This is a genomic window from Allobosea sp. WAO (assembly GCF_001509835.1).
In the GTDB taxonomy this organism is placed as follows: Bacteria; Pseudomonadota; Alphaproteobacteria; order Rhizobiales; family Beijerinckiaceae; genus Allobosea.
On the sequence record NZ_JXTJ01000007.1, the window covers coordinates 172,937 to 195,757 of the forward strand.

Sequence of the window (22,821 nt, forward strand, 5' to 3'; positions counted from 1 at the left end):
CTAGTCAATATCAGATTGAAGCGGGTTTCAGCCCGCCGGGCGCAGCGCCTTCACCTCGGCATCCGAGGGCAGGTACTTGGCGCCGTCGGCATAGCGCCAGTCGACCATCACGCCCTTGCCGTTCTTGACCGCAGTCTTGCCGACATAGGCGCCGAGCGTCGCCTGATGGTCGGAGGCGCGGAACTCGACCGGGCCGAAGGCGGAGGTGAACTTCAGCCCCTTCAGCGCGTCGACGAGTTTTTCGTTGTCGGTCGTGCCCGCCTTGGCAAGGCCGGCGGCAATGGCGTTCATCGTGTCGTAGCCGACGACCGAGCCGAGACGCGGATAGTCGTTGTACTTCGCGCGGTAGGCCTCGCGGAACTTGACGTGGTCCGGCGTCTGGATATCGGCCTGCGGGTAGCCGGTGACGATCCAGCCGACCGGCGCCTCGGCGCCGAGCGGGTCGAGATATTCCGGCTCTCCGGTCAGCATCGAGGCAACGGCGCGGCCCTCGAACAGCCCGCGCGTATTGCCCTGGCGGACGAAGTTCGCGAGGTCGGCGGCGAAGGTGACGTTGAAGATCGCATCAGGCTTGGCGGCCTCGATCGCCTGCACGGTCGCGCCGGCATCGATACGGCCGAGTGCCGGGAATTGCTCGGCGACGAACTCGACATCGGGCCGAGCCTTCTTCAGCAGCTCCTTGAACCATTTGGCGGCCGACTGGCCGTACTCATAGTTGGGCGCCACGATCGCCCATTTCTTGGCCGGGAGCTTGGCGGCTTCCTCAACCAGCATCGCGGCCTGCATGTAGGTCGAGGGGCGAAGGCGGAAGGTGTAGCGATTGCCCTTGGCCCAGACGATCGCGTCGGAAAGCGGCTCGGAGGCGACGTAGAGCCGCTTGTTCTGGAGCGCGTAGTCGGCGATGGCGAGGCCGACATTGGAGAGGAAGCCGCCCGAGAGCAGGTCGACCTTCTCGGCGTTGATCAGCTCGCCGGCGAGGCGCACGGAATCCTCGGGCTTGCCGGCATCATCGCGGAACAGCGTCTCGATCTTGCGGCCGAGCACGCCGCCGGCGGCGTTGACCTGCTCCTGCGCCAGTTCCCAGCCCTGGCGATAAGGCTTCAGGAAGGCCGGCTGGGAGGTGTAGCTGTTGATCTCGCCGATCTTGATCGGCGCGCCCTGGGCGCGCAGCAGCGAGGGCGTTGCCAGCGCCGCCGCACCGATCGCGGCTCCGCTGACGAATTGGCGACGGTCAATCTTCATGGCTGTCCCCCACTGGCTCGATCAGGCTTCTTGCTTGCGGCCCCTCGCCGCGGATCCCCACCCTAAGCCGGGCACATCGATGGCGCCAAGCCGGCAGGGAAATTCGTTTGTATACCTACGAATTCTCAGCGCTGCCGTTTTGTTTGTCAATCGTTCTAAACTGGGCGCCCGTGCCGCATTCGCAGGCAATGCGGGGCGATCGCAGGCGAGGGTGGGCGGTCGGTCTGTTCGTGTGCCTGTTTTCGGTGTTCCGGGCTCAGGCCGGCTGTCTCGCCATGGCGCGTGCGAGCAGGGCCGAATCAACCGCAAATCCACGCAGCGGCCCGCGCGCCAAAACGAGCCTGCCCGCCCGGAGCATGCCGAATGCTGATCGCTTGCGGGAATGCTGCTATGCGCGACCTGCGTCGCGAACGGAGCTTGGCGGGACCAGCGCTCCTGACCGCCGCCGATCGGCGACGGAAATGCCCGGAATCATCAGTTCTTGACGAGTTCGATATGGCGGGGAAGCGGACGCCGCTTGTCCGCTACCCTCGTTAGGCGATGGTCTTCAGGCAGTCTTCAGATTGACAGCCGCCGACTTGCCGGTCTTGCGATCGGCTTCGAGGTCGAAGGTGATCTTCTGACCTTCGTTCAGGCCGCGCAGGCCCGAGCGCTCGACTGCGCTGATATGCACGAAGACGTCGCTGCCGCCGGCGTCCGGCGTGATGAAGCCATAGCCCTTGGTCTCATTGAACCACTTCACGGTGCCCGTTGCCACGTGCTCTCCCTTCACTTTCGGCAGGCGGCGAGTGCCGCCCGGCGCGCACTCTAGGGCGATCCTTGCACATGTGGCAATCCGGCTCAGCAACGAGCCCGATCATCCCTTTCGGGGAGAGGGTTCAGGAGCGGCCGCCATCGACCGACAGGACCTGCCCCGTGATCCAGCCGGCCTGCTCCGAGAGGAAGAACAGGCTGGCATGGGCGATATCGGCGGGCGTGCCGAGGCGGCGGGTATGAATGCCTTCGACCAAGCGCTTCTGGCCTTCCGGCCCGTAGGATTGCCATTGCCGCTCGGTCGCCGGGTTGGAGCGGACGAAGCCGGGCGCCACCGAGTTGACGGTGATGCCATGCGGCCCGAGTTCCCAGGCGAGCTGCCGGGTGAGCCCGACCAGCGCGTGCTTGGCGCTGGCATAGGCCTGGATGCCGGTAAGGCTCGGCCGCAGGCCCGCACCCGAGGAAATGTTGACGATGCGCCCGTAGCCGGCCTGCTTCATCGCCGGGGCGGCCGCCTGCGACAGGAAGAAGGCGGCGTCGACATTGGCGGCGAAGATGGCGCGCCAGTCGGCCTCTGCGATCTCCTCGATCGGCCGGCCGACCTGGCCGCGCACGCCGCCGGCGGCATTGACCAGGAGATCGAGCCCGCCCTCGGCGGCGAGCACGGCCGCGACCGTCTCCTGCGCCGCCGCCCCCCCGCCGAGATCAGCGACATGAGCGACCGCGCCGAGTTCCCTTGCCGCCGCAGCGACACCGTCCGCGTCGAGATCGACGAGATGGATGCGCGCACCGGCCTCGGCCAGCGCCAGGGCGATGGCACGACCAATGCCCTGCGCGGCGCCGGTGACCAGGGCTACGCGGTCGTCGAAACGGATCTGCATTGTTCGATCAGCACCTTCAGGGTTTCGAACGCCATCGGCCGGCGACCGTCCTCGATGTCGCGGATGAGGGCGACCAGCCTCTCCAGCGCCGGCGTCGCCACGCCAACCTCTCGGCCAAGTGCCGAGATGATGCCGATCTGCGGCTGGCCTTCCGTCCTGCGCTTGCGAACGGCGAGGTCGCGCCAGATTCCGGAATGGGTCTTGGCGGTCTTTGAGGTGTAGTCGGCGAGCCAGCGGATCGTCTCGACCTGCAGGCCTTCGGGCGCGCCCGGCGCGAAGACCCTGGGATCGAAGTCGCCGAAGCCGAGAGATGTCACGCCGCGCGCCGCCGCGACCGCGCCGACCTCGCGCCCGAGCGCCAGCCAGACCGGCAGGCGGGCGGGATCGGCGAAATTCGCCGACATCGAATCATTGGTCAGCGCCGTGCCGAACAGCATCGCGCCATAGGCGAGCTTGCCCCAGAGATAGCCGTAGATGTTGTCGGTCAGGATCGCGTCCGGCTCGAACAGCTTGAGCAGCCGGTGCATCTCGCGAACCCGGCCGGTCATCGCCCCATTGAGCTCGCCGACGACGACGGCGCCGCGATTGCCGTAGAGGATCTCGCCGGGGCCGTGCCAGTCGGCCCCGAAATTGACGAAGCAGCCCATGGTCCGGGCCTCGCCAACCGCCTTTGCGATGACGATCTCGTTGAGCCCGTTCTGGGCCGAGAGTACGAAACCATCTTCGGCCAGATGCGGCCTCAGCGCGGCGAGCGCTGCTTCCGTCGCGCCGGCCTTCACGGCGAGCACGATGCGGGAATAGAAGCCGGTCAGCTCCTGCGGCGTCACCGCCGGCACCACCTGCCGGAACTCCTCGACCGGGCCGGTGATCGCCAGGCCCGATGTCCGGCAGGCCTCGACATGCTCGGGCACGATATCGACCAGCAACACCGGCACACCGGCGCGCGCCCAATAGGCACCGAGCGTGCCGCCGATCGCGCCTGCGCCCCAGATCAGGATCGGTTCCGTCGTCATGAGCCCGCCTTCTCCCACCCACGACCCTCATCCTGAGCAGCGATCGCAGATCGCGTCTCGAAGGATACTCTAGAAGACTCCGGAAACAGCTGGAGCATCCTTCGAGACGGCCACTTGCGCGACCTCCTCAGGATGAGGACTGAGAGGAGACAATCGCCGCTCACGCCTGCCCCACCATGTCGACATCGGCATGGGTCGCGACATGGACGAGCCCGTCCGGTGTGACCCAGCCGCGATACATGCCTTCGGAGTTATAGGGCGCGACGATCGTGCCGTCGGCGCCGATGGCGACGAGGCCGGCGCCGATCTTGTGGGCGCTGAGCTCGGCGATGGCGCGGTCGGCGGCATCGCGCAGCGAGAGCCCGGCATAACCGATCAGCGACGCGATCTCGTGGCCGACGCAATACCGAATGAAGAATTCGCCCTTGCCGGTGCCGGAAACGGCGCAGCGCCCGTCGCGCGCATAGGTGCCGGCGCCGATGATCGGGGAATCGCCGACGCGCCCGGGCGGCTTGTTGGTGTAGCCGCCGGTCGAGGTCGCGGCGGCGAGGTGGCCGGCCCGATCGCGGGCGACGGCGCCGACCGTGCCGTGCTTCTCGGCCTCGCTCGCGCCGGCCATGGTGCCGACGAGCTCGCGGATCTTCATCGAGGCGAGGTTCTTGCGCCGGCGCTCGGTCGAGAAATAGTCGTTGGCGACCACGTCGAGCCCTTCGGCCTGGGCGAAGGCGTCGCCGGCCGGGCCGGTCAGCAGTAGCGGGTCGCCCCGGTGCATCAGCGCCTTGGCGGCGGTGATCGGATTGCGGATGCGCTTGACGGCGCAGAGCGCGCCGGCCGCCAAGGTCGCGCCGTCCATGATCGAGGCATCCAGTTCATGCTCGCCATCGGCATTGAGGGCGGCGCCGTGGCCGGCATTGAAATGCGCGGAATCCTCCATCACCACGACGGCGGCCTCGACCGCGTCGACGGCACTGCCGCCCTTGGTCAGGACCGCCCAGCCGGCACGCAGCGACTTGGCGAGATGGGCCTTGGCCTCGGCCCATTCGGCGTCGGTCATTTCGGATTTGGGCAAGGTGCCGCAGCCGCCATGGATGGCGAGAGCGATGGTCATGGTGATCGTGAACCTCGACGAGCCCCCTCCCCGTGCAGGTAGGGTAGGAGCAGGGGGCGAATGACTGGGTGAGCGCTCGGGGGCGCTGGATCGGGTCAGGCAGTAGGCCGGAGGGTGGCGGTGCGCACCTTTGCGCCCCCGCCCCTAGTCCCTCCCCGCGAGGGCGAGGAGACTAGACCCCAGCTCTTTTCACTTCACAGGCTTGATGTCCATGGCCAGCGTGTCCTCGTCGACGCGCGGGCGGATCGTCACCTTGGCCTTCTGCATCGCCCAGGCCGAGCCGACGGCGACGATCGGCAGGCGCGGCCGATCCTTGGCGACGATGGCGTTGGCCTGCGCCAGGAGGTCGTTGCGCTTGGCCTCGTCCATCTCGACCGCGGCATCCTCGATCAGCTTGTCGAGCTCGGCGTTCTTGTAGCCGAGCACGTTGAAGGCGCCGAGTTTCTTGGCCGGGTCGTTCGAATGCACCACCGAGGACAGCGTGTAGTTCGCCTCGCCGGTCAGCGTGCCCCAGCCGGACATGGAGAGCGAGAACTCGCCGCGCAGGCGGGCCGGGAAGAAGACCGCGCCGGGCTGGGCGTTGGCATTCACGTCGATGCCGATGCGGGCCAGCATCTGGGCGATCGAGGTGCCGACCTGCCGGTCGCCGGGCAGACGATCGCTGGTGAAGGAGAAGCCGACCTTGAAGCCATTGGGGTAACCGGCCTCCTCCATCAGCTTCTTCGCCTTGGCGAGATCGGGCTTCAGCGGCGGCAGGCTCTTGTTATAGCCCGCGATATCCGGCGTCACGAGCTGATTGACCGGCGCGCCGAGCCCTTCCATCGCGATTTCGGCGAGCGCCGGGCGGTCGATGGCGAGGTCGATCGCCTCGCGGACCTTGGCATCCTGCAGCGGGTTCTTGGGCAGCGGCGAGCCGTCCTTGGCGCTGACCTGCGGGGACTTGTCCCGCATGTCGAGCTCCATGTTGAAGACGTAGACGGTGTCGATGGTCGCGACCGAAAGCTTGGCATCGCGCTTCAGCGTCGGCACGTCGGAGGCAGGCGCGCGCACGATGATGTCGACCTGGCCGGCCTTGAGCTGGGCGACGCGGGCAGCATCGTTCGGCAGCTCCTTGCGCAGCACACGGGCCCAGGGCTCCTTCTCGCCCCAGTAGCCGTCGAAACGGTCGAGCACGAGCTGGTCCTTAGGCGTCCAAGAGACGAATTTGTAGGGGCCGGTGCCGATCGCCGCCTTGCCGCCGTTGAAGGCCTCGTTGGCATTGTCCTTGGTCAGGCCGGCGGCCGCCTTGTGCGAGACGATGAAGAGCCTGATGAAATCGTTGGGCAGGTTCGGCGCCGGCCCGTCGGTGACGATGTGGACGGTCAGCGGATCGACGATCTTCACCTCCTTGACGCGGCGGACATAGATCGTCGTCGGGTTCGGCCCGGCAACGACCGGGATGCGCTCGATCGAGAACTTGACGTCCTCGGCGGTGAAATCGGAACCGTCATGGAACTTGACGCCGGGCCGCAGCTTGAATTCCCAGACGGAGGGCTCGATCGCCTTCCAGCTCGTCGCCAGGCGCGGCTCGATCTGCAGCTTGTCGCCCGACCAGGTCAGCGTGTCGAAGACATGCTTCAGCGCCTCCGCATGGGTGCCGGTCGCGGTGAAATGCGGGTCGATCGATTCAGGCCCGGCGCGCACGCCAATGGTCAGGTTCTGGGCCAGCGCCGGACCGGCGAGCGCAACCCCGAACAGGGCCACGAGCGCGGCACGGCGCCAGAGCGGGGCTAGAGCATTGCGCGAAAAAGTGGAGACCGGTTTTTCGCGTGAGCAATGCTCCAGACACTTAGTGTCGATCACATTTTTCGTATTCGGACGCCCCCGTCCGAATACGACGTGATCGATGCGCGGCAAGGTCTCGGTCATGACGGGTTGCTTTCGGGTTCGAGGTCGGCAGGCCAGATCGGAGAGGCGATCACCATCTTGTCCAGGAGCTCGCAGAGCTGCTTCTGCTCGGCCTCGGTCAAAGTGCCGAGCATCGCGCCCTGCTGCTGCACCATCCGCGGCATGGTCTCGTCGAAGATGGCGCGGCCGGTCGGCGTCAGCGCCAGCACATAGCTGCGCAGATCCTCAGGGTCGGTCTCGCGCTTGAGCAGGCGGCGCTGGAGCAGCTTCTGGATCGCCCGCGACAGCGTGTTCTTCGGCAGGCCGGCGGAAGCGACGATGTTCTTGGCGGCGACGCCGCCCTTCAAGCCAACCGCGTAGAGCGCGACGAATTCCGGCCGGACCAGCCCGTAGCGCGCCTCGATCCAGCGATAGACCGGATCGTTGAAGCGGAAGGCGATGAAGTTCAGCCGGAAGGAAAGCCAGCAGGGATTGTCCCAGAGCTTGGTGACGATCAGCGGATCGAGATTGCGCAGAGCGGCCTCGCGCTCACTGTCCAACTTCGACAAGGCAGTCGGTGCATGGCGCATCTCGGCACTTCCTGACTTAGTTCCATGTGGAACTTGACGACCCCCTATGCCACTGTCAAGGATGACGTGCTTTTGCCGAAACGCAAGGATTTGGCCGTGCTCGTCGCTGAGATGAACTGGATGCAGATCGAGGAGCAGGCGAGGCGCGACGACCGCTGCGTGCTGCCGCTCGGCTGCGTCGAGCAGCACGCCTATTTGAGCCTCGCCACCGATGCGATCCTGGCCGAGCGGGTCGCGGGCGAAGCCGCCGAACCGCTCGGCATCCCGGTCTTTCCGGTGCAGGCCTATGGCATGACGCCGGGCTTCACCGCCTATCCCGGCACGGTCTCGCTGCGGATGAGCACCTATATCGCGCTGCTCGAGGATCTGCTGGAGGGGTTTTATCGTTCCGGCTTCCGGCGCATCGTGCTGGTCAACGGCCATGGCGGCAATTCGCCCGCGATGACCTTCGCGACCGAGTGGATGGGCAGGCGACCCGACGCCAGCGTCAAGATGCACAACTGGTGGGCGGGGCAGCGCTTCCAGGCAGCGGTCCGGCAGGTCGACCCGGCTGCCTCGCATGCCTCCTGGATGGAGAATTTCCCCTGGAACCGGCTCGTAGGGGTCGCGATGCCGGATGCGGTCAAGCCGCCCTTCGACAGTGCCCTCTACCAGGCCGCCAACCCGGCTCGGAAGCGCGAGATCCTCGGCGACGGCAATTTCCACGGCTGCTACCAGAAACCCGACGAGGACATGCTCCGGCTCTGGAGCGTCGGCGTCGAGGAGACGCGTGCGGCGATGGTGGAGAGCTGGCCGTAATGAATTATCGTCCCGCAACCTCCGGGTCCCATTCGACCGCCTCGCGGTCACCCGGGGCAGGGGCTGCGAGGATCACCCGGGCAATGTCCAGCTTATGCTGACGCACGTCATCGAGCGCATCCTGCAGGCGCTCGTAGTCATGCTCGTCATGTCGGCGCTGGTGTTCGTCGGCGTCTACGCCATAGGCAATCCGATCGACGTGCTGATCGGCCCCGATGTCAGCCAGGACATAAGGCTCGAGACGATCGCCCGCTACGGGCTCGACCGGCCGCTCTGGGAGCAGTACTTCACCTTCCTCGGCCGCGTGCTGCACGGCGATTTCGGCCGTTCCTTCGTCTTCGGGATGCCGGTGCTGGAGCTGATCCTGTCGCGCCTGCCGGCGACGCTGGAGCTGACGGTCGCCGCCGTGGTCGGCGCGGCACTGATCGGCATTCCCACCGGCATCTATGCCGGCTACCGGCCGGACAGCGCCCTCGCCAAGACGATCATGGCGATCTCGATCCTGGGCTTCTCGGTGCCGACCTTCTGGATCGGCCTCGTGCTGATCATGACCTTCGCCGTCGAATTGCAGATCCTGCCGGCCGGTGGGCGCGGCGACACCGCCGCGCTGTTCGGCATCGAATGGAGCTTCCTGACCGCCAACGGGCTCAGCCACATGCTGCTGCCCGCGGCCAATCTCGCCTTCTTCAAGCTCGCTTTGATGACCCGCCTCGCGCGGGCAGGCACCCGCGAGGTGATGCTGAGCGACACGGTGAAGTTCGCCCGCGCCGCCGGGCTTTCGGAATGGACGGTGCTGCGCCGGCATGTGCTGCGGCTGATCTCGATCCCGCTCGTCACGGTGTTCGGGCTCGAATTCGCCTCGACGCTCGCCTTCGCCGTGGTGACCGAGACGATCTTCTCCTGGCCGGGCATCGGCAAGCTGATCATCGACTCCATCCAGTCGCTCGACCGGCCGGTGATGGTTGCCTATCTGATGCTGGTCGCCTTCGTCTTCATCATGATCAATTTCGTGGTCGACCTGACCTATTTCGCGCTCGATCCGCGCCTGCGGAAGGGGCGGGCCTGATGCGCAAGGATTCGCCCGCCGCCCGCTTCTGGGCTGAGTTCCGCGAGAGCAAGGTCGCGGTCGCTGCCCTCGCCGTCGTCGTCGCGCTGGTCGGCGTCGCGCTGCTCGCCCCGCTGATCGCCCCGCAGGACCCTTACGACCTCGCCAAGCTCGCGCTGATGGATGCCCGCCGGCCGCCCGGCTATGTCGGCTCCGGCGGCTACACGCATTGGCTCGGCACCGATGCGCAGGGGCGCGACCTGTTCTCCGCCATCCTCTACGGGCTGCGCATCTCGCTGCAGATGGGGCTGGTCGCCGGCGCCATCGCCTTCGCGGTGGGCGTCACGCTCGGCATCTCCGCCGCCTATCTCGGCGGCAGGCGCGAGGCCTTCATCATGCGGGTGATCGACCTGCAACTCGCCTTCCCGGCGATCCTGCTGGCGCTGGTGATCTCGGCGCTGCTCGGCCAGGGCAAGGCGCAACTGATCGCCGCGCTCGCCGCCGCGCAATACGCCTATTTCGCCCGCACCGCCCATGGCGCGGCCTCGGCCGAGCGCGGCAAGGACTATGTCGAGGCTGCCCTTTCGACGCCACTGCCGGCGCGGCAGGTGGTCTGGCGCCATATCCTGCCGAACTGCCTGCCGCCGCTGATCGTGGTCGCGACCGTGCAGGTGGCGAACGCGATCGCGCTCGAGGCGACGCTGTCCTTCCTCGGCGTCGGCCTGCCGGTGACCGAGCCTTCTCTCGGCGCGCTGATCGCCAACGGCTTCCAGTACATGCTGTCCGGCCGCTACTGGATCTCGATCTATCCCGGCCTTGCCCTGATCCTGCTGATCGTCGCGATCAACCTCGTCGGCGACCAGGTCCGCGACCAGGTCAATCCGAGGCTGAAGCGATGAGGGCGGGCACGAGCCCATTTCGTCATGGTCGAGCTTGTCCCGACCATCCACGTCCTCGTCGATCGAGGGCAGTGTTCAAGACGTGGATGCTCGGCACAAGGCCGAGCATGACGGAGAAGGCGTCGCCATGACCGACGCCCCGCTCCTCGAGGTCACCGACCTCAGCACGCATTTCTTCACCCGGGCCGGAGTGGTGAAGGCGGTCGACGGCGTTTCCTTCTCGCTGCGGCGCGGCGAGGTTATGGGGCTCGTCGGCGAATCCGGCTCGGGCAAGAGCGTCACCGGCTTCTCGATCATCGGCCTGATCGACCCACCCGGTCGCGTCGCGGCAGGATCGGTCAAGCTTGAGGGCCGCGAGATCACCGGTCTGCCGCAGGAAGAGCTCCGGGCGCTACGCGGCAAGACCGTCTCCATGGTCTTCCAGGACCCGCTGATGACGCTGAACCCGGTCCTGACCATTGGCGAGCAGATCCGGCTGGCGCTGGAGGCCCATCAAAGGGTCTCGGCGGCGGAGGCGCGCCGGCGCGCGATCGAGGGCCTCGCGCAGGTGCGCATCCCCAGCCCGCAGGCGACGGTCGACCTCTATCCGCACCAGCTTTCCGGCGGCATGCGCCAGCGCGTCGCCATCGCTATCGCCTTGCTGCATCGGCCAAAACTGATCATCTGCGACGAGCCGACCACCGCGCTCGACGTTTCGATCCAGGCCGAGATCCTGGCCGAGATGAAGGAGCTCGTCGCCGAGCTCGGCACCGCCCTGATCTGGATCAGCCACGACCTCGCCACCGTCGCCTCGATCGCCCAGCATGTCGCGGTGATGCGGCTGGGCGAGATCGTCGAGGCCGGCCCGATGCTCGACGTGCTGACCAGGCCGCAGCATCCCTATACCCGCGCCTTGCTCGATGCCCTGCCCTCGCGGGCTGAGCCGGGCACATACCTGCTGCGCGGTGGCGGGGTTCCCGACGCCGCTCCGCCGCCACGCCTCCCGGCGGCGGAGGCCGAGCCGGCCGGCGACGAAGCCGCGCCCTATTTCGTGCTCGACGGCGTCAGCAAGCGCTTCGAGGCCCGCACCGGGGCACTGCGGGCAATGGCCGAGAGGCTCGGCCTCGCAAAGCCACCGGTATCGGTTCTGGCCGTCGATTCCGTCAGCCTGACAGTGCGGCGCGGCGAGGCGCTCGGCCTCGTCGGAGAATCCGGCTCCGGCAAATCCACGCTGGGGCGGATGGCGGCTGGCATCTACGCGCCGAGCGCCGGCACAGTGCGCCTCTCCGGCCGGCCGGTGATGAGCGCCGGCGAGACGCCGCGCAAGCTCACCACCCGCGTCCAGACAATCTTCCAGGACCCGTTCGCCTCGCTCGATCCGCGCATGCGCATCGGCGACAGTATCAGCGAAGGGCCGCGCGCCCATGGGCTGGTCGGCAAGGCCGAGGCCGAGGCTTACGTCCGCGACTGGCTCGGCGCCGTCGGGCTCGATCCCGCTTTCGCCGGCCGCTATCCGCACCAGTTCTCCGGCGGCCAGCGCCAGCGCGTCGCCATCGCCCGCGCACTCGCCATGCAACCGGACCTGGTGATCTGCGACGAGCCGGTCGCCTCGCTCGACGTCTCGATCCAGGCGCAGATCCTCAACCTCCTGATGCGGCTGCGCAGCGAGCTCGGCCTGACGCTGATCTTCATCTCCCACGACCTCTCGGTGGTGCGCCATCTCTGCGAGCGTGTGGCAGTGATGTATCGCGGCAGGATCGTCGAGGAAGGCCCGGCGGCCGAGGTCTATGACCGGCCGCAGCACGACTACACCAAGCGACTGCTCGCCGCCGTGCCGGTACTGCCGGCGGCGGCCGCGACTGGAGGATGACGATGGACGATCTCGAACCCTGGCAGTGGTCGGAAGAAACCTGGCGCGGCAAGGTCGAGCGCGTGCGCGCCGGCCGTAATCTCAAGCCGAAGAGCTGGCCGGGTGGCGCGTGCTGCGCGGTAGCCCTCTCCTTCGACGTCGACCACGAGACCAATGAATTGCGCGATGGCGGCAAGTCGGTCGGCCGGCTCTCCTGGGGGCAATACGGCAACCGCGCAGGCATGCCGCGCATCCTGGCGATGCTCGCGAGAGAGCAGATCAAGGCGAGCTTCTTCGTGCCGGCGGTGACCGCCCTGCTCTATCCCGACGAGCAGCGCCGCGTCGTCGCCGAAGGCCACGAAATCGGCCTTCACGGCTGGATCCACGAGGTCAACACGGCGGTGCCGCCGGAGAACGAGCGCGAGCTGCATCTGCGCTCGGCCGACACGCTGGAGAGGATCACCGGGGTCAGGCCGGTCGGCATGCGCACCCCGTCCTGGGATTTTTCCGAGGTGACGCTCGCGGTCGAGCGCGAGCTCGGCCTGCTCTACGATTCCTCGCTGTTCGCCGATGACGACCCCTATGAGCTGATCGAGAACGGTGAGCCGACCGGCATGGTCGAGCTTCCGGTCGAGTGGATCCGTGACGACGCGGTCTATTTCAACATGAACCGCTTCCAGGCGCTGCGGCCCTACACGCCGCCGGAGGCGGTGTTCGACATCTTCCGCCGCGAGTTCGACGGCGCCTACGAGGATGGCGGGTTGTTCCTGCTCACCATGCACCCGCACGTCATCACCTATCGCTCGCGCTTCTGGATCGTCGAGGAGCTGGTGCGGCACGCCAAGGGCAAGGGCGATGTCTGGTTCGCGACGCATGCCGAGATCGCGGCCTATGTGAAGGCGCAGGCCGAACTCTGAAGTCCGCGCAAAACCGGGCCGGTTGCCGCTTGGGAAGCGGAACCGTGCCCGATTTCGGCCGTTTTCGGTTCATCCGGAATTCAGGGCGCGAGGGCGCTGATGTCCGGAAGAACAACTGCAAACGGACGTCATCATGCGCACCAAGAACCTGCTCCTGCTCGGCACCCTGATCCCCGCCATCGCTCTATCGCAGGGCAGTTTCGCCGCACCATCGCTCCAGCTCGCCCAGGCCCAGTCCGGCGATGACGACCGTCCCGATCCTCGCCGCCAGCGGCCGGGCGGGCAGGAACGTCCTCCGCAAGGCGGGCAGGAACGCCCCGGCGCCCGTCCGGCGCCTGGTCAGCCGCCGGCGGCTCGGCCCGGTGCACCGGAGCGGCCGGCCGGCGTGAATCCGAACATGCCGCGCCCGCCCACCGCGCCGCAGGCGGCGCCCCCTGCCGGCCGGGCCGCGCCCGCCATGCCCGAAGAACCGCGCCGTCCGTCACCGCCGGCGGGCCCCGCCCCCGGGCAGATCGCACCTTCGGCTCCGCAGGGAGCGCCTCGCGCGCCCTCCACCATCCCCGCAGCACCGCAACGTCCGGCTCCCGGCCAGATCGCGCCGCAACCTTCGCCGGGGCGGCCGGATGCGCCGGCGACCCGGCCCAGCGGCCCGGGAGCACCGTCGGGCGAGGGCGCCCAACGCCGGCCCGGTCCTGCGCAGACCGCGCCGGGCCAGCTCCCTGCGGCGCCAGCGATGCCGGCGGCGCCCAATCGCCCCGCCCCTGGCCAGGCGGCTCCGAGCGGTGGTCAGCCGGCCGTCGTACCGCCGGCCGGCCGGGCTCCCACTGCCGCGCCGCAGCCGGGCGCAGCTCCGTCGCAGCAAGCGCCAAGCTTGAACCGCCAGCCCGGCCCCGGCCAGGCGGCTCCCGCACCCGGCACAGCACCGCGCGCCACCCAACCGCAACCCGGCACGGCGCCTGCCCCGACGGCGCCGGTCCAGCCGCCCTCAGGTCTCAACCGCCAGCCGGCGCCCGCCCCGGTGCCCGCCCAGCCCAGCCCGGCTCAACCCGCCCCCGCTCCGAACGCCGGCCGCGCGCCGGGTGCCCCGCCGCAGCCGGGAGCCGCGCCATCGCAAGCTGCACCCGCCCCCGGCCAATTGCCCGGCGCACCCGCGCAACCCGTTGTCGTGCCCGGCCAGGTCCAGCCCATCCAGCCCGGGATGCCGGGACAGCCCGGCCAGTTGCCGCCGCCTGAACGACAGGGGCGACGCGGCGGCATCGGCCTTGGCGGCGCAGCCGCGATCGGGCTCGGTGCGGCCGCGATCGGCGGCATCATGGCGACGCGGGGCGCCGACAGGCTCGACGATGTCCGCAGCCGGCGGCAGGAGACGCGCGAGGGCGACGTCACCATCATCCGCGAGCCCGGCCGGACCCTTATCCGCGGCGATGACGACCGCGTCATCATTCGGCGCGACGAGAACCAGCGCTTCCGCGACCTCGGGCTCGACACCCGCAGCGAACGCCGCGGCGAGGAGACGGTGACGGTCTATGACCGCCGCGACGGCACGCAGATCGTCACAGTGACGGATGCCGATGGCCGGCTGCTGCGGCGCTCGCGGCGCGAGCGCGACGGCGCCGAGGTCATCATCATCGACAATATGCGCCGCGACGGACCGCGCCCGCGCTTCGCCGAGGAGATCGTCGAACTGCCGCCGCCGCCGCTACGCATCCCGCGTGAGCGCTACATCGTCGATGCCGGGCACGCCGATGAGCGGCTGATCTACGAGACGATCACCGCCCCGCCGGTCGCCCCCGTCCCGCGTCGCTACACGCTGGACGAGGTGCGCTACTCGCCGGACCTGCGAGCTCATATGCGCAGCGTCGATGTCGACACGATCAACTTCGACTCCGGCTCCTGGACAGTCGGCGCCGACCAGGCGCAGCGCCTGCGCGTGCTGGCGCAGGCCGTGATGCAGGCGGTCGAACGCACGCCGAACGAGGTCTTCCTGGTCGAGGGCCATACCGACGCGGTCGGCGCCGACATCGACAACCTCTCGCTCTCGGACCGGCGGGCCCAGTCGGTCGCCGAGATCCTGACCCGCGATTTCGGCGTTCCCGCCGAGAACCTGACGACGCAGGGCTATGGCGAGCAGTATCTCAAGGTCCAGACGCAGGGCGACTCGCGCGAGAACCGGCGCGTGACGCTGCGCCGGATCACGCCGCTGCTGACCGGCCAGAACGCGCAGTGATGAAAGGCCCGGGCGCTCCCTGTCGAGCGCCCGGGCTGCATCTGCAAATCGCGATGGAACCTTCGCCGCCCTCGCCCGTTCTGTGGTCAGGCCGGAGTTTGCCTGCTGCCGGCCCGACCAGCGCAGGAGGGCCCCATGCGCAGATCATTCTGGTTCCTGATGAGCCTCGTGCTCATCGGGCTTATCGCTGCAGAGGCTGCGGCCGGGCAGGAGCAATCCGGCCCGGATATGACGACGATCCCGCGCGAGCGCGCGCCCGGCGTGCCGATGGCACCGAATGTCGGCGACGTTCAGCGGGACGAACCGGCCGCCGAGCGCGCCGAAGTCCGGCGCGAACGCGAGCGAGTGGCGCGCGACCGGCGCGGCCCGGCCCAGCCGGGTCGCGACCTGCCGATGCCGCGGGGCGTGCCTTCGATCATCGCGCCCTGATCGCTCGAGAGCGCCGGGGAGGATTCAGATTTGCGTAAGGGCTCGCCGCCTATGGTCGCGGCGAGGAGTTTGCCATGAGCGAAATGTCGACCGTGATCGCCCAGAGCATGATCAGCATGCGTTCGGCCGCGACGCAGCAGACCATGCAGCTCGAAATGGTCAAGCAGAACGCCAAGGCCGACCAGGCGCTGGTCTCGATGCTGCAGCAATCGGCCGAGCAGCAGAAGGCCACGCTGCCGGCCGGGCAGGGCGGCAATCTCGACATCACCGCCTGATCGACTGGAGCTAATCCGCGTTTCGCGAAATAGCTCCAGTCCATTGATTACCGCACTTTCTTCACGCGAACCGGTACCCACTTCGCTCGAAAGTGCTTTGGCGCCGCCAAAACTCGCAGCTTCGGATTCAGATTCGGGTAAGGCGCGTTCTGTATCCTCGAGGCGAGGGAGGAGAGCATGAGCGACTCGTCTTTTCTGATCGGCGAGAGTTTCGTCGCCCGGCCCCAAGAGCGGTCCATCGAGCGGCCCCAGCCGGCGCAGCAGGCCGAAATGCAGAAAGAGCTGGACGATGCCCAGCGTGGCCTGGTCGAGATGCTGGAGCGCAGCATCGCGGAACAGAAGGCCGCACTGCCCTTCGGCCAGGGCGAGCATCTCGACGTCACCATCTGAACCGGGCCGACCACAAGCGGCAGCGCCGATTTTCCCGCATGCCGCCACCACATGGCCGCCGCCTCAGCGCCGGCTTGCTTCCTTTCTCGACCGCCTCTAACCTCCGCCTCGTTCCGAGGGGTGCTCGCAAGAGCTGAGATGGCGTCCGACGCCGAACCCGTCGAACCTGATCCGGGTCATACCGGCGGAGGGACTGGAACGCGGCCTACGCCCTATCTGTAGCCGCATAACAGCGACTGGACCGTCCAGACACCCGGATCTCCTGAACCTTGGACCAAGGAGGAGATCCCATGAACGCCCATACCAAGCCCCAGAAGAACAACGCCAAGGCCGCGTCCAAGTTTGGCGCCCCCACCGGCGTGACGACCGGGCCGATCATCGGCTCGCGCAAGATCTATGTCGCGGCGCCGGAGCATCCGGAGATGCGGGTGCCCTTCCGCGAGGTGGTGCTGACCACCGATGCCGAGCCGCCGGTGCGCATCTACGACCCGTCCGGCCCCTATACGGAGACCGATGCGAAGATCGACCTCAATGCCGGCCTGATCCAGCCGCGCCGGGCCTGGCTCGACGCGCAGGGCTTTGCGACCGTGCCCGGCCGTGCCGTCACCGCCGCCGACAACGGCAACATCTCGGAAGAGCATCTGGTCCCGGCCTGCCCGGCTGAGCGACCGATCCTCGAAGCCAAGCCCGGCCAGATGGCGACGCAGTACGAATTCGCCAAGGCCGGCATCATCACGCCCGAGATGATCTATGTCGCGCATCGCGAGAATCTCGGCCGCGCCGCCATGCTGGAAGGCGCGAGGGAGCGCCATGCCGATGGCGAGAGCTTCGGCGCCTCGGTTCCCGAATTCGTCACGCCGGAATTCGTCCGCGAGGAGATCGCCCGCGGGCGCGCCATCATCCCCGCGAACATCAACCACCCCGAACTGGAGCCGATGGCGATCGGCCGCAATTTCCTGGTCAAGATCAACGCCAATATCGGCAACTCGGCCGTGACATCCGGCGCCGCCGAGGAGGTCGAGAAGCTGGTCTGGGCGATCCGCTGGGGCGCCGATACGGTGATGGACCTCTCCACCGGCCGCAACATCCACAACATCCGCTCCTGGATCCTACGCAACTCGCCGGTTCCGATCGGCACCGTGCCGATCTACCAGGCTCTGGAGAAGGTCGGCGGCGACCCGATCAAGCTCGACTGGGAGGTGTTCAAGGACACGCTGATCGAGCAGGCCGAGCAGGGCGTCGACTATTTCACCATCCATGCCGGCGTGCGGCTTCCTTATGTTCCGTTGACGGCTTCCAGGGTGACCGGCATCGTCTCGCGCGGCGGCTCGATCATGGCGCGCTGGTGCCTGGCGCATCACAAGGAGAGCTTCCTCTACGAGCGCTTCGACGAGATCTGCGAGATCATGCGCAAGTATGACGTCTCGTTCTCGCTGGGCGACGGCCTGCGTCCGGGTTCGATCGCCGACGCCAATGACCGCGCCCAGTTCGCCGAGCTGGAGACCCTGGGGGAACTCACCAAGACCGCTTGGGAGAAGGGTTGCCAGGTGATGATCGAGGGCCCCGGCCATGTGCCGATGCACAAGATCAAGGAGAACATGGACAAGCAGCTGCGCGAATGCGGCGAAGCCCCGTTCTACACATTGGGACCGCTGACCACCGACATCGCGCCCGGCTATGACCACATCACCTCCGGCATCGGCGCGGCGATGATCGGCTGGTTCGGCTGCGCCATGCTCTGCTACGTCACGCCGAAGGAGCATCTCGGCCTGCCAGATCGGGACGACGTCAAGACCGGCGTGATCACCTACCGGATTGCCGCCCATGCCGCCGACCTCGCCAAAGGCCATCCGGCGGCGAAGCTGCGCGACGATGCCTTGTCGCGTGCCCGCTTCGACTTCCGCTGGGAGGACCAGTTCAACCTGGCGCTTGATCCCGATACGGCGCGCGCCTTCCATGACGAGACGCTGCCGAAGGACGCCCACAAGGTCGCGCATTTCTGCTCGATGTGCGGGCCGAAGTTCTGCTCGATGAAGATCACCCAGGACCTGCGCGCCGAGGTGCTGGCGATGGGCGAGAACGAGCGGGCGGCGCTGGAGGCCATGGCGAGCGAGGGCATGGCGGCGAAGTCGGAGGAGTTCCTCAACAAGGGCGCGCAGCTCTATTTGCCGGCGGCCGAATGAGCGCGGTCATGGCGATGGACCGGGTCGACGCTGCGCGCGTCGCCTCGGTCCTCGCCCGCGTGGCGGAGAACCGCCCGCGGGTGCAGTGCCTGACCAATACGGTGGCGCAGAACATCACGGCGAACATGCTGCTCGCCTTCGGCGCGATCCCGTCCATGGCCATCCATGTCGACGAGGTCGCGGCGATGGCGGAAGGCGCCGGCGCGATCCTGATCAATATCGGCACGATCAATGCCGAGAGCGAGCTCGCCATCCCGAAACTGCTCGAGGTGGCCCGCGAGCGGGGCAAGCCCCTGGTCTTCGACCCGGTCTTCGTCGAGCTCTCGCCGCTGCGCCAGCACATCGCCCGGCAGGTGCTGCGCCTGCCGAACCTCGTCGTGCGTGGCAACGCCACGGAAATGACGGCGCTCACCTTCGATCTTGCCGCGGCCGAAGGGGTAACCCGTGTCACCACCGGCAAGGTCGACCGGATCGAGAGCGGCGCGGCGAGCTTCTCGGTCTCGCATGGCCACCCGCTGATGACCAAGGTCACCGGCGTCGGCTGCGCGGCGGGGGCACTGATCGCCGCCTGTTGCGCCGTCGAAAAGGACCCGGCCATCGCCGCGGCGGCGGCCTTGACGGCCTATGGCATCGCCGGCGAAATCGCGGCGGAACGCTCGCGCGGGCCCGGCAGCTTCGCGGTCGAGCTCGTCGACGCCCTCGCCGGCATCGACGAGGCGACGCTGGCGCAACGCATGGCGGGGTGATACCCGCCGCGGGAGCCGAGAGCGCCGGGCGGCAAGTTCGCCTCCCTGCGCCCGCAAGGCGCCCGGCACGATGAGAACAGGAAGACCGACATGACCGTCGACATCAGCCTCTACGGCATCGTCGACCCGCAGATCGCCCGCGGCCGCTCGCTGGCCGACATGGCGCGCGAGGCGGTCGAGGGCGGCGCGACGCTGATCCAGCTGCGCGCCAAGAACGAGACGACGCGCGAGATGGTACGCGAGGCCCGCGCCATCCGCTCGGCGCTGCACGGCACCAATGTGCCGCTGCTGATCAACGACCGGGTCGACGTGGCGCTCGCCGCGGGCGCCGATGGCGTCCATCTCGGCGCCGACGACATGAAGCTCAGCGATGCGCGCCGGCTGCTCGGCCCGCGCGCCATCATCGGGGCGACTCTGAACAAGATCGAGGACCTGCCCGAGCTGGCGGCCGCGAAGATCGACTATGCCTGCGCCGGCGCGGTCTTCTCCACGCAGCACAAGGACGATGCCAAGGCGCCGCTCGGTATCGAGGGCTATTCTGCCCTGCGCCTAGCCGCGGCACAGGCGCTCGGCGGCCTTCCGGTCGGCGCCATCGCCGGGATCGACGCAGGCAATGCCGGCTCAGTGATCGCCGCCGGCGCCGATGGCGTTGCGGTGATCGGGGCGCTGTTCGGCGGGCAGGACATCACGGCGGCAGCCCGTGCCCTACGGGAGGCAGTCGACGCTGCGCTGGCGCGGCGGCTGGCGGCCCCGGTCTGATCGCCAGGGGACAGCCCCCTCAGCCCTTCAGATACATGTCCCAGCAAGGCGAGAGCGCGATCCTGGTCCGCCCTTCCAACGCCTTCGCGAAGTGCTGGAGGATCATGCCGCGGGCCGTGGTCTGCGGGCATTTCGGCGCCATGATCGCATCGAGCTCGCGCAGATCCTCCAGCGCCTGGGCTGCCACCTTCGGATTGCTGCGGAAAGGGTCGATGCCGATCGGGACGTGGCGCGGCGGCCTTCGGTCGAGCTGACGATTGAAGAGGTCAACGAAATCCAGTGTGAAGAAGCCGTTGAGCTCGCGCTTGTTGGCGCTCTCCCAGGCTCGGATCGCCTCGATGCCCTGCTCGGCCTCGAGCAGCCAGGTCGCCTGATAGTCGATGGCGGAATAGAGGATGAAGGAGGGCAGCTGGCCCTTGCCGGCGAGATCGGCATAGGCGCGCTGGTTCTGCGCGTAATGGTCCAGCATCAGCGGCGCGCGTTCGGCGATCTCGCGCTTGACGCTGACCCGGCCGATCCGGCCGAGATCGTCGACGCGCAAGGCTTCGTAGGTCGGCGCGCCGAGCATGGCGCGGACCCCGCGCTCGATGAAGATCAGCGCCGATGGCAGGGACGCGGCGAGGAGCAGCACCAGCACCAGCGAGCGAAGCCGATCCGTCCGCCCCCGCCATTCCAGCAGGATCGCCAGCAGCAAAGGCCAGAGCGCGATGAATTCGAGGCTGCCGGTGTTCTGCGTCTCGAAGAGGACGAGGGCGAACAGGGTGACCGCGAGCCAGCCGGTGGTCGAAACCGCAAGTGCTCGCAGGAACGCGCCGACCGTCACCTGCCGGTCGCGCCAGGCCACCCAGACCAGCACGCCGAGCAGGACGAGCACCGAGCCGATGACATTGAACTTGACCGAGGCCACGGTCAGGAAGCGCGGCAGCAACGCCCCGGTATTGAGCGAGAGCAGGGTCAGGATGTCCTCGACATAGGCCCGAACCAGGCCGGTGCCGAGATCGAGAAGGGCGAGGAACGCGATGACGGCACCAGCGGCGAGGGCCGCATCCCGGAAACGCATCCGGCCGGTCAGCACGGCATAGCCGACCAGCATGGAGCCGCTGACCGCGCCGGTGACCTTGACCAGTAACAGCGCCAGCATCAGCGCCCCAACCAGCAAGGTCAGGAGCAGCGGGCTGCGCACGAAGAACAGCGTCGCCACCAGCACATAGAGCAGCAGGCAGATATGCCGGTTGTAATGGCCGAAGCCGTCGAGGCCCGGCAGCGGGTAGAGCTCGTGCAGGTTGATCGGCAGCGAGGCGAAAAGCAGGAAGGGTAGCAGCAGGGCCAGCGCCTGCCCGCGCGAGCGCGGCGCGACATGGAAGACGACGATCGCGAGCAGGGGCAGCGCGACCGGCAGCACGCCCCAGTTGGCGAGCAGGATCGGGTGTGCCTTCGGAAAGGCGAGATCGAGGCCGGCGACGAGGTAATAGCCGAGTGGGCCGACCGGCGCGAAGAAATCGATGCTCGGGACCTGGCCCTCGTGGATGCGTTGGGCCGCGTCGAAATAGACGGCGGTGTCCCAGTAATTCGCGCCGAGCGGCAGGCGCAGCGGCAGGACGAGCCCGGCGAGGACAAAGGCGAGAAAGAGGGCCAGCCAGAAAGCAGGGCTGAACGCGAGCCGACGCAGGCTCCAGGCAGCGTCGCCTTCCGCCGCGAGTGCTCGCTGCGTCTTCACAGTGCCCATCGCCATGCCCACCTTCCTGGTCGCGCGGGAGACTGGCAGCAAAACCTTACCGGGAGCCTGCGGCGATCGGCGAATGACGCCGGAACGGGCCGTTCCTAGCCCCGCGCCGGGGCGCCCGGGATCTCGGCGAAGCGCCGCGGCAGGGCAAAGCCATGGCGCAGCGGATCGTCCGGCTCGATGACGAAGCTGCCCTCCCCGGCAAGATGGCTCGTGCCGGCGACCGCAACGGTGGCGGCCCCGGCAGCAGCGAACTCGACCGGCCCGACCACCGTGCCGGCAAAGGCTCCGCCGGTGATGCTGCGGAAGCTGCGGCTCCTTCCTGGCGGGATCAGGCCCTTGGCATGGTCCAGCGCCATGCGCGCGGTCACGCCGGAGCCGGTCGGCGAGCGGTCGATCTGGCGCTCGGCGAAGACGCAGAGATTGAAGCTCTCGGCCTCCGGACCGGCCTCGTCGGTGACGATGGTGCCGTAGAGAAAGCCGAGATCGGGCTCCTGCGGATGAGTGATCGCCCGCGTCGCCCGCACCCTATCGGTCAGCGCGCCTGCTGCGGCGACGATCTCCTCGACCGGCGTCGCGAACAGGTCGAGCCCGAAGCGCGAGGCCGGCAGGATGCAGTAATAGGCGCCGCCATAGGCGATGTCGGTGACGACCGTTCCGAAGCCGGAGAGCTCGACCGCGAGATCGCGCGCCTCGACGAAGGCCGGGACGCTCTCGAAGCTGACCTTGCCGACCTTGCCGCCCGCGACGTCGCAGGCGAGGCGCAGGAGGCCGCAAGGCGCCTCCATGGCAAAGCGCGTCACCGGCTCGACCGCCGGCACCAGCCCATGCTCGATCGCATAGCGGCCGAGCGCGATGGTGGCGTGGCCACACATCGTCGAGTAGCCCTCATTATGGGTGAAGAGCACGCCGAAGGCCGCTTCGGGACCGCTCGCCGCGACCGGGATGACGCCGTACATGCCGTCATGGCCGCGCGGCTCCAGCATCATCGCCCGGCGCAGATCGTCATGCAGCTCACGGGCCTGCCGGCGCTTCTCCAGAATGGTTGCGCCGGTCAGCTCGGGGTAGCCCGAAGTCACGATCCGGACCGGCTCGCCACAGGTATGGTAGTCGACATAGGCAAGGCGCATGGCTGCTCTCCCGATGGCG

The 22,821-nt window shown here is 68.1% G+C and carries 21 protein-coding genes and 1 riboswitch; of the genes, 12 read left to right on the plus strand and 9 right to left on the minus strand.

Annotated features, from left to right (window positions below):
• Positions 1-27: 27 nt before the first annotated feature.
• The 7 genes from DK26_RS13280 to DK26_RS13310 all read right to left on the minus strand — a co-directional run bounded on the left by DK26_RS13280 (position 28) and on the right by DK26_RS13310 (position 7,453).
• A complete protein-coding gene (locus DK26_RS13280) occupies positions 28-1,242 on the minus strand; it encodes an ABC transporter substrate-binding protein (protein ID WP_066472953.1) in 1,215 nt (404 codons plus the stop codon).
• Between the two features lie 547 nt (positions 1,243-1,789).
• A complete protein-coding gene (locus DK26_RS13285) occupies positions 1,790-1,999 on the minus strand; it encodes a cold-shock protein (protein ID WP_066472955.1) in 210 nt (69 codons plus the stop codon).
• 121 nt (positions 2,000-2,120) lie between these two features.
• Positions 2,121-2,876, minus strand: a complete 756-nt coding sequence (locus DK26_RS13290) for a glucose 1-dehydrogenase (RefSeq protein WP_066472959.1) — start codon at positions 2,874-2,876, stop codon at positions 2,121-2,123.
• The gene (locus DK26_RS13295; protein WP_066472960.1) at positions 2,849-3,889 is read right to left on the minus strand and encodes a 2-dehydropantoate 2-reductase N-terminal domain-containing protein; all 1,041 of its coding nucleotides are present in this window, start codon (positions 3,887-3,889) and stop codon (positions 2,849-2,851) included. Before DK26_RS13295 ends, DK26_RS13290 begins: the two co-directional genes overlap by 28 nt.
• A gap of 160 nt (positions 3,890-4,049) precedes the next feature.
• Complete coding sequence (locus DK26_RS13300) at positions 4,050-4,997, minus strand: isoaspartyl peptidase/L-asparaginase (protein WP_066472966.1); 948 nt, start codon at positions 4,995-4,997, stop codon at positions 4,050-4,052.
• A 189-nt stretch (positions 4,998-5,186) separates the two neighbouring features.
• Positions 5,187-6,740 carry an ABC transporter substrate-binding protein gene (locus DK26_RS13305; protein ID WP_066473788.1) on the minus strand — a complete coding sequence of 518 codons (1,554 nt, stop codon included), beginning with the start codon at positions 6,738-6,740 and terminating at the stop codon, positions 5,187-5,189.
• A gap of 161 nt (positions 6,741-6,901) precedes the next feature.
• The gene (locus tag DK26_RS13310) at positions 6,902-7,453 is read right to left on the minus strand and encodes a MarR family winged helix-turn-helix transcriptional regulator (protein WP_066472978.1); all 552 of its coding nucleotides are present in this window, start codon (positions 7,451-7,453) and stop codon (positions 6,902-6,904) included.
• Positions 7,454-7,549: 96 nt separating this feature from the next.
• Between DK26_RS13310 and DK26_RS13315 the strand changes: the two genes are divergently transcribed.
• From DK26_RS13315 to thiE, 12 genes are all read left to right on the plus strand, one after another.
• Positions 7,550-8,251 (plus strand): creatininase family protein, encoded by a 702-nt coding sequence (locus DK26_RS13315; protein ID WP_066473790.1) that lies wholly within the window; start codon positions 7,550-7,552, stop codon positions 8,249-8,251.
• Positions 8,252-8,345: 94 nt separating this feature from the next.
• Positions 8,346-9,317 (plus strand): ABC transporter permease, encoded by a 972-nt coding sequence (locus DK26_RS13320; protein ID WP_066472980.1) that lies wholly within the window; start codon positions 8,346-8,348, stop codon positions 9,315-9,317.
• Complete coding sequence (locus DK26_RS13325) at positions 9,317-10,195, plus strand: ABC transporter permease (protein ID WP_066472982.1); 879 nt, start codon at positions 9,317-9,319, stop codon at positions 10,193-10,195. Before DK26_RS13320 ends, DK26_RS13325 begins: the two co-directional genes overlap by 1 nt.
• 127 nt (positions 10,196-10,322) lie before the next feature.
• Positions 10,323-12,044 (plus strand): ABC transporter ATP-binding protein, encoded by a 1,722-nt coding sequence (locus DK26_RS13330; RefSeq protein WP_066472984.1) that lies wholly within the window; start codon positions 10,323-10,325, stop codon positions 12,042-12,044.
• Between the two features lie 2 nt (positions 12,045-12,046).
• Entirely contained in the window at positions 12,047-12,940 is an 894-nt protein-coding gene (locus tag DK26_RS13335; RefSeq protein ID WP_066472987.1) for a polysaccharide deacetylase, read from the plus strand.
• A gap of 1,198 nt (positions 12,941-14,138) precedes the next feature.
• Complete coding sequence (locus tag DK26_RS29850; RefSeq protein ID WP_282568034.1) at positions 14,139-15,167, plus strand: OmpA family protein; 1,029 nt, start codon at positions 14,139-14,141, stop codon at positions 15,165-15,167.
• 135 nt (positions 15,168-15,302) lie between these two features.
• The gene (locus DK26_RS13345; protein WP_066472991.1) at positions 15,303-15,596 is read left to right on the plus strand and encodes a hypothetical protein; all 294 of its coding nucleotides are present in this window, start codon (positions 15,303-15,305) and stop codon (positions 15,594-15,596) included.
• A gap of 74 nt (positions 15,597-15,670) precedes the next feature.
• Positions 15,671-15,871, plus strand: a complete 201-nt coding sequence (locus DK26_RS13350) for a hypothetical protein (protein ID WP_066472994.1) — start codon at positions 15,671-15,673, stop codon at positions 15,869-15,871.
• Positions 15,872-16,048: 177 nt separating this feature from the next.
• Entirely contained in the window at positions 16,049-16,261 is a 213-nt protein-coding gene (locus DK26_RS13355) for a hypothetical protein (RefSeq protein ID WP_066472996.1), read from the plus strand.
• A gap of 106 nt (positions 16,262-16,367) precedes the next feature.
• Positions 16,368-16,472: riboswitch (TPP riboswitch) on the plus strand.
• A 79-nt stretch (positions 16,473-16,551) separates the two neighbouring features.
• Complete coding sequence (gene thiC / locus DK26_RS13360) at positions 16,552-18,444, plus strand: phosphomethylpyrimidine synthase ThiC (protein ID WP_066472998.1); 1,893 nt, start codon at positions 16,552-16,554, stop codon at positions 18,442-18,444.
• Positions 18,441-19,190 (plus strand): hydroxyethylthiazole kinase, encoded by a 750-nt coding sequence (locus tag DK26_RS13365; protein WP_198162330.1) that lies wholly within the window; start codon positions 18,441-18,443, stop codon positions 19,188-19,190. Before thiC ends, DK26_RS13365 begins: the two co-directional genes overlap by 4 nt.
• Positions 19,191-19,280: 90 nt before the next feature.
• Complete coding sequence (thiE, locus tag DK26_RS13370; protein ID WP_066473003.1) at positions 19,281-19,949, plus strand: thiamine phosphate synthase; 669 nt, start codon at positions 19,281-19,283, stop codon at positions 19,947-19,949.
• 19 nt (positions 19,950-19,968) lie between these two features.
• On the opposite strand, the gene DK26_RS13375 is transcribed toward thiE, so the two are convergent.
• Positions 19,969-21,681 carry a hypothetical protein gene (locus tag DK26_RS13375; RefSeq protein ID WP_066473006.1) on the minus strand — a complete coding sequence of 571 codons (1,713 nt, stop codon included), beginning with the start codon at positions 21,679-21,681 and terminating at the stop codon, positions 19,969-19,971.
• A gap of 89 nt (positions 21,682-21,770) precedes the next feature.
• The gene (locus tag DK26_RS13380; protein ID WP_066473009.1) at positions 21,771-22,802 is read right to left on the minus strand and encodes a proline racemase family protein; all 1,032 of its coding nucleotides are present in this window, start codon (positions 22,800-22,802) and stop codon (positions 21,771-21,773) included.
• Between the last annotated feature and the right edge of the window lie 19 nt (positions 22,803-22,821).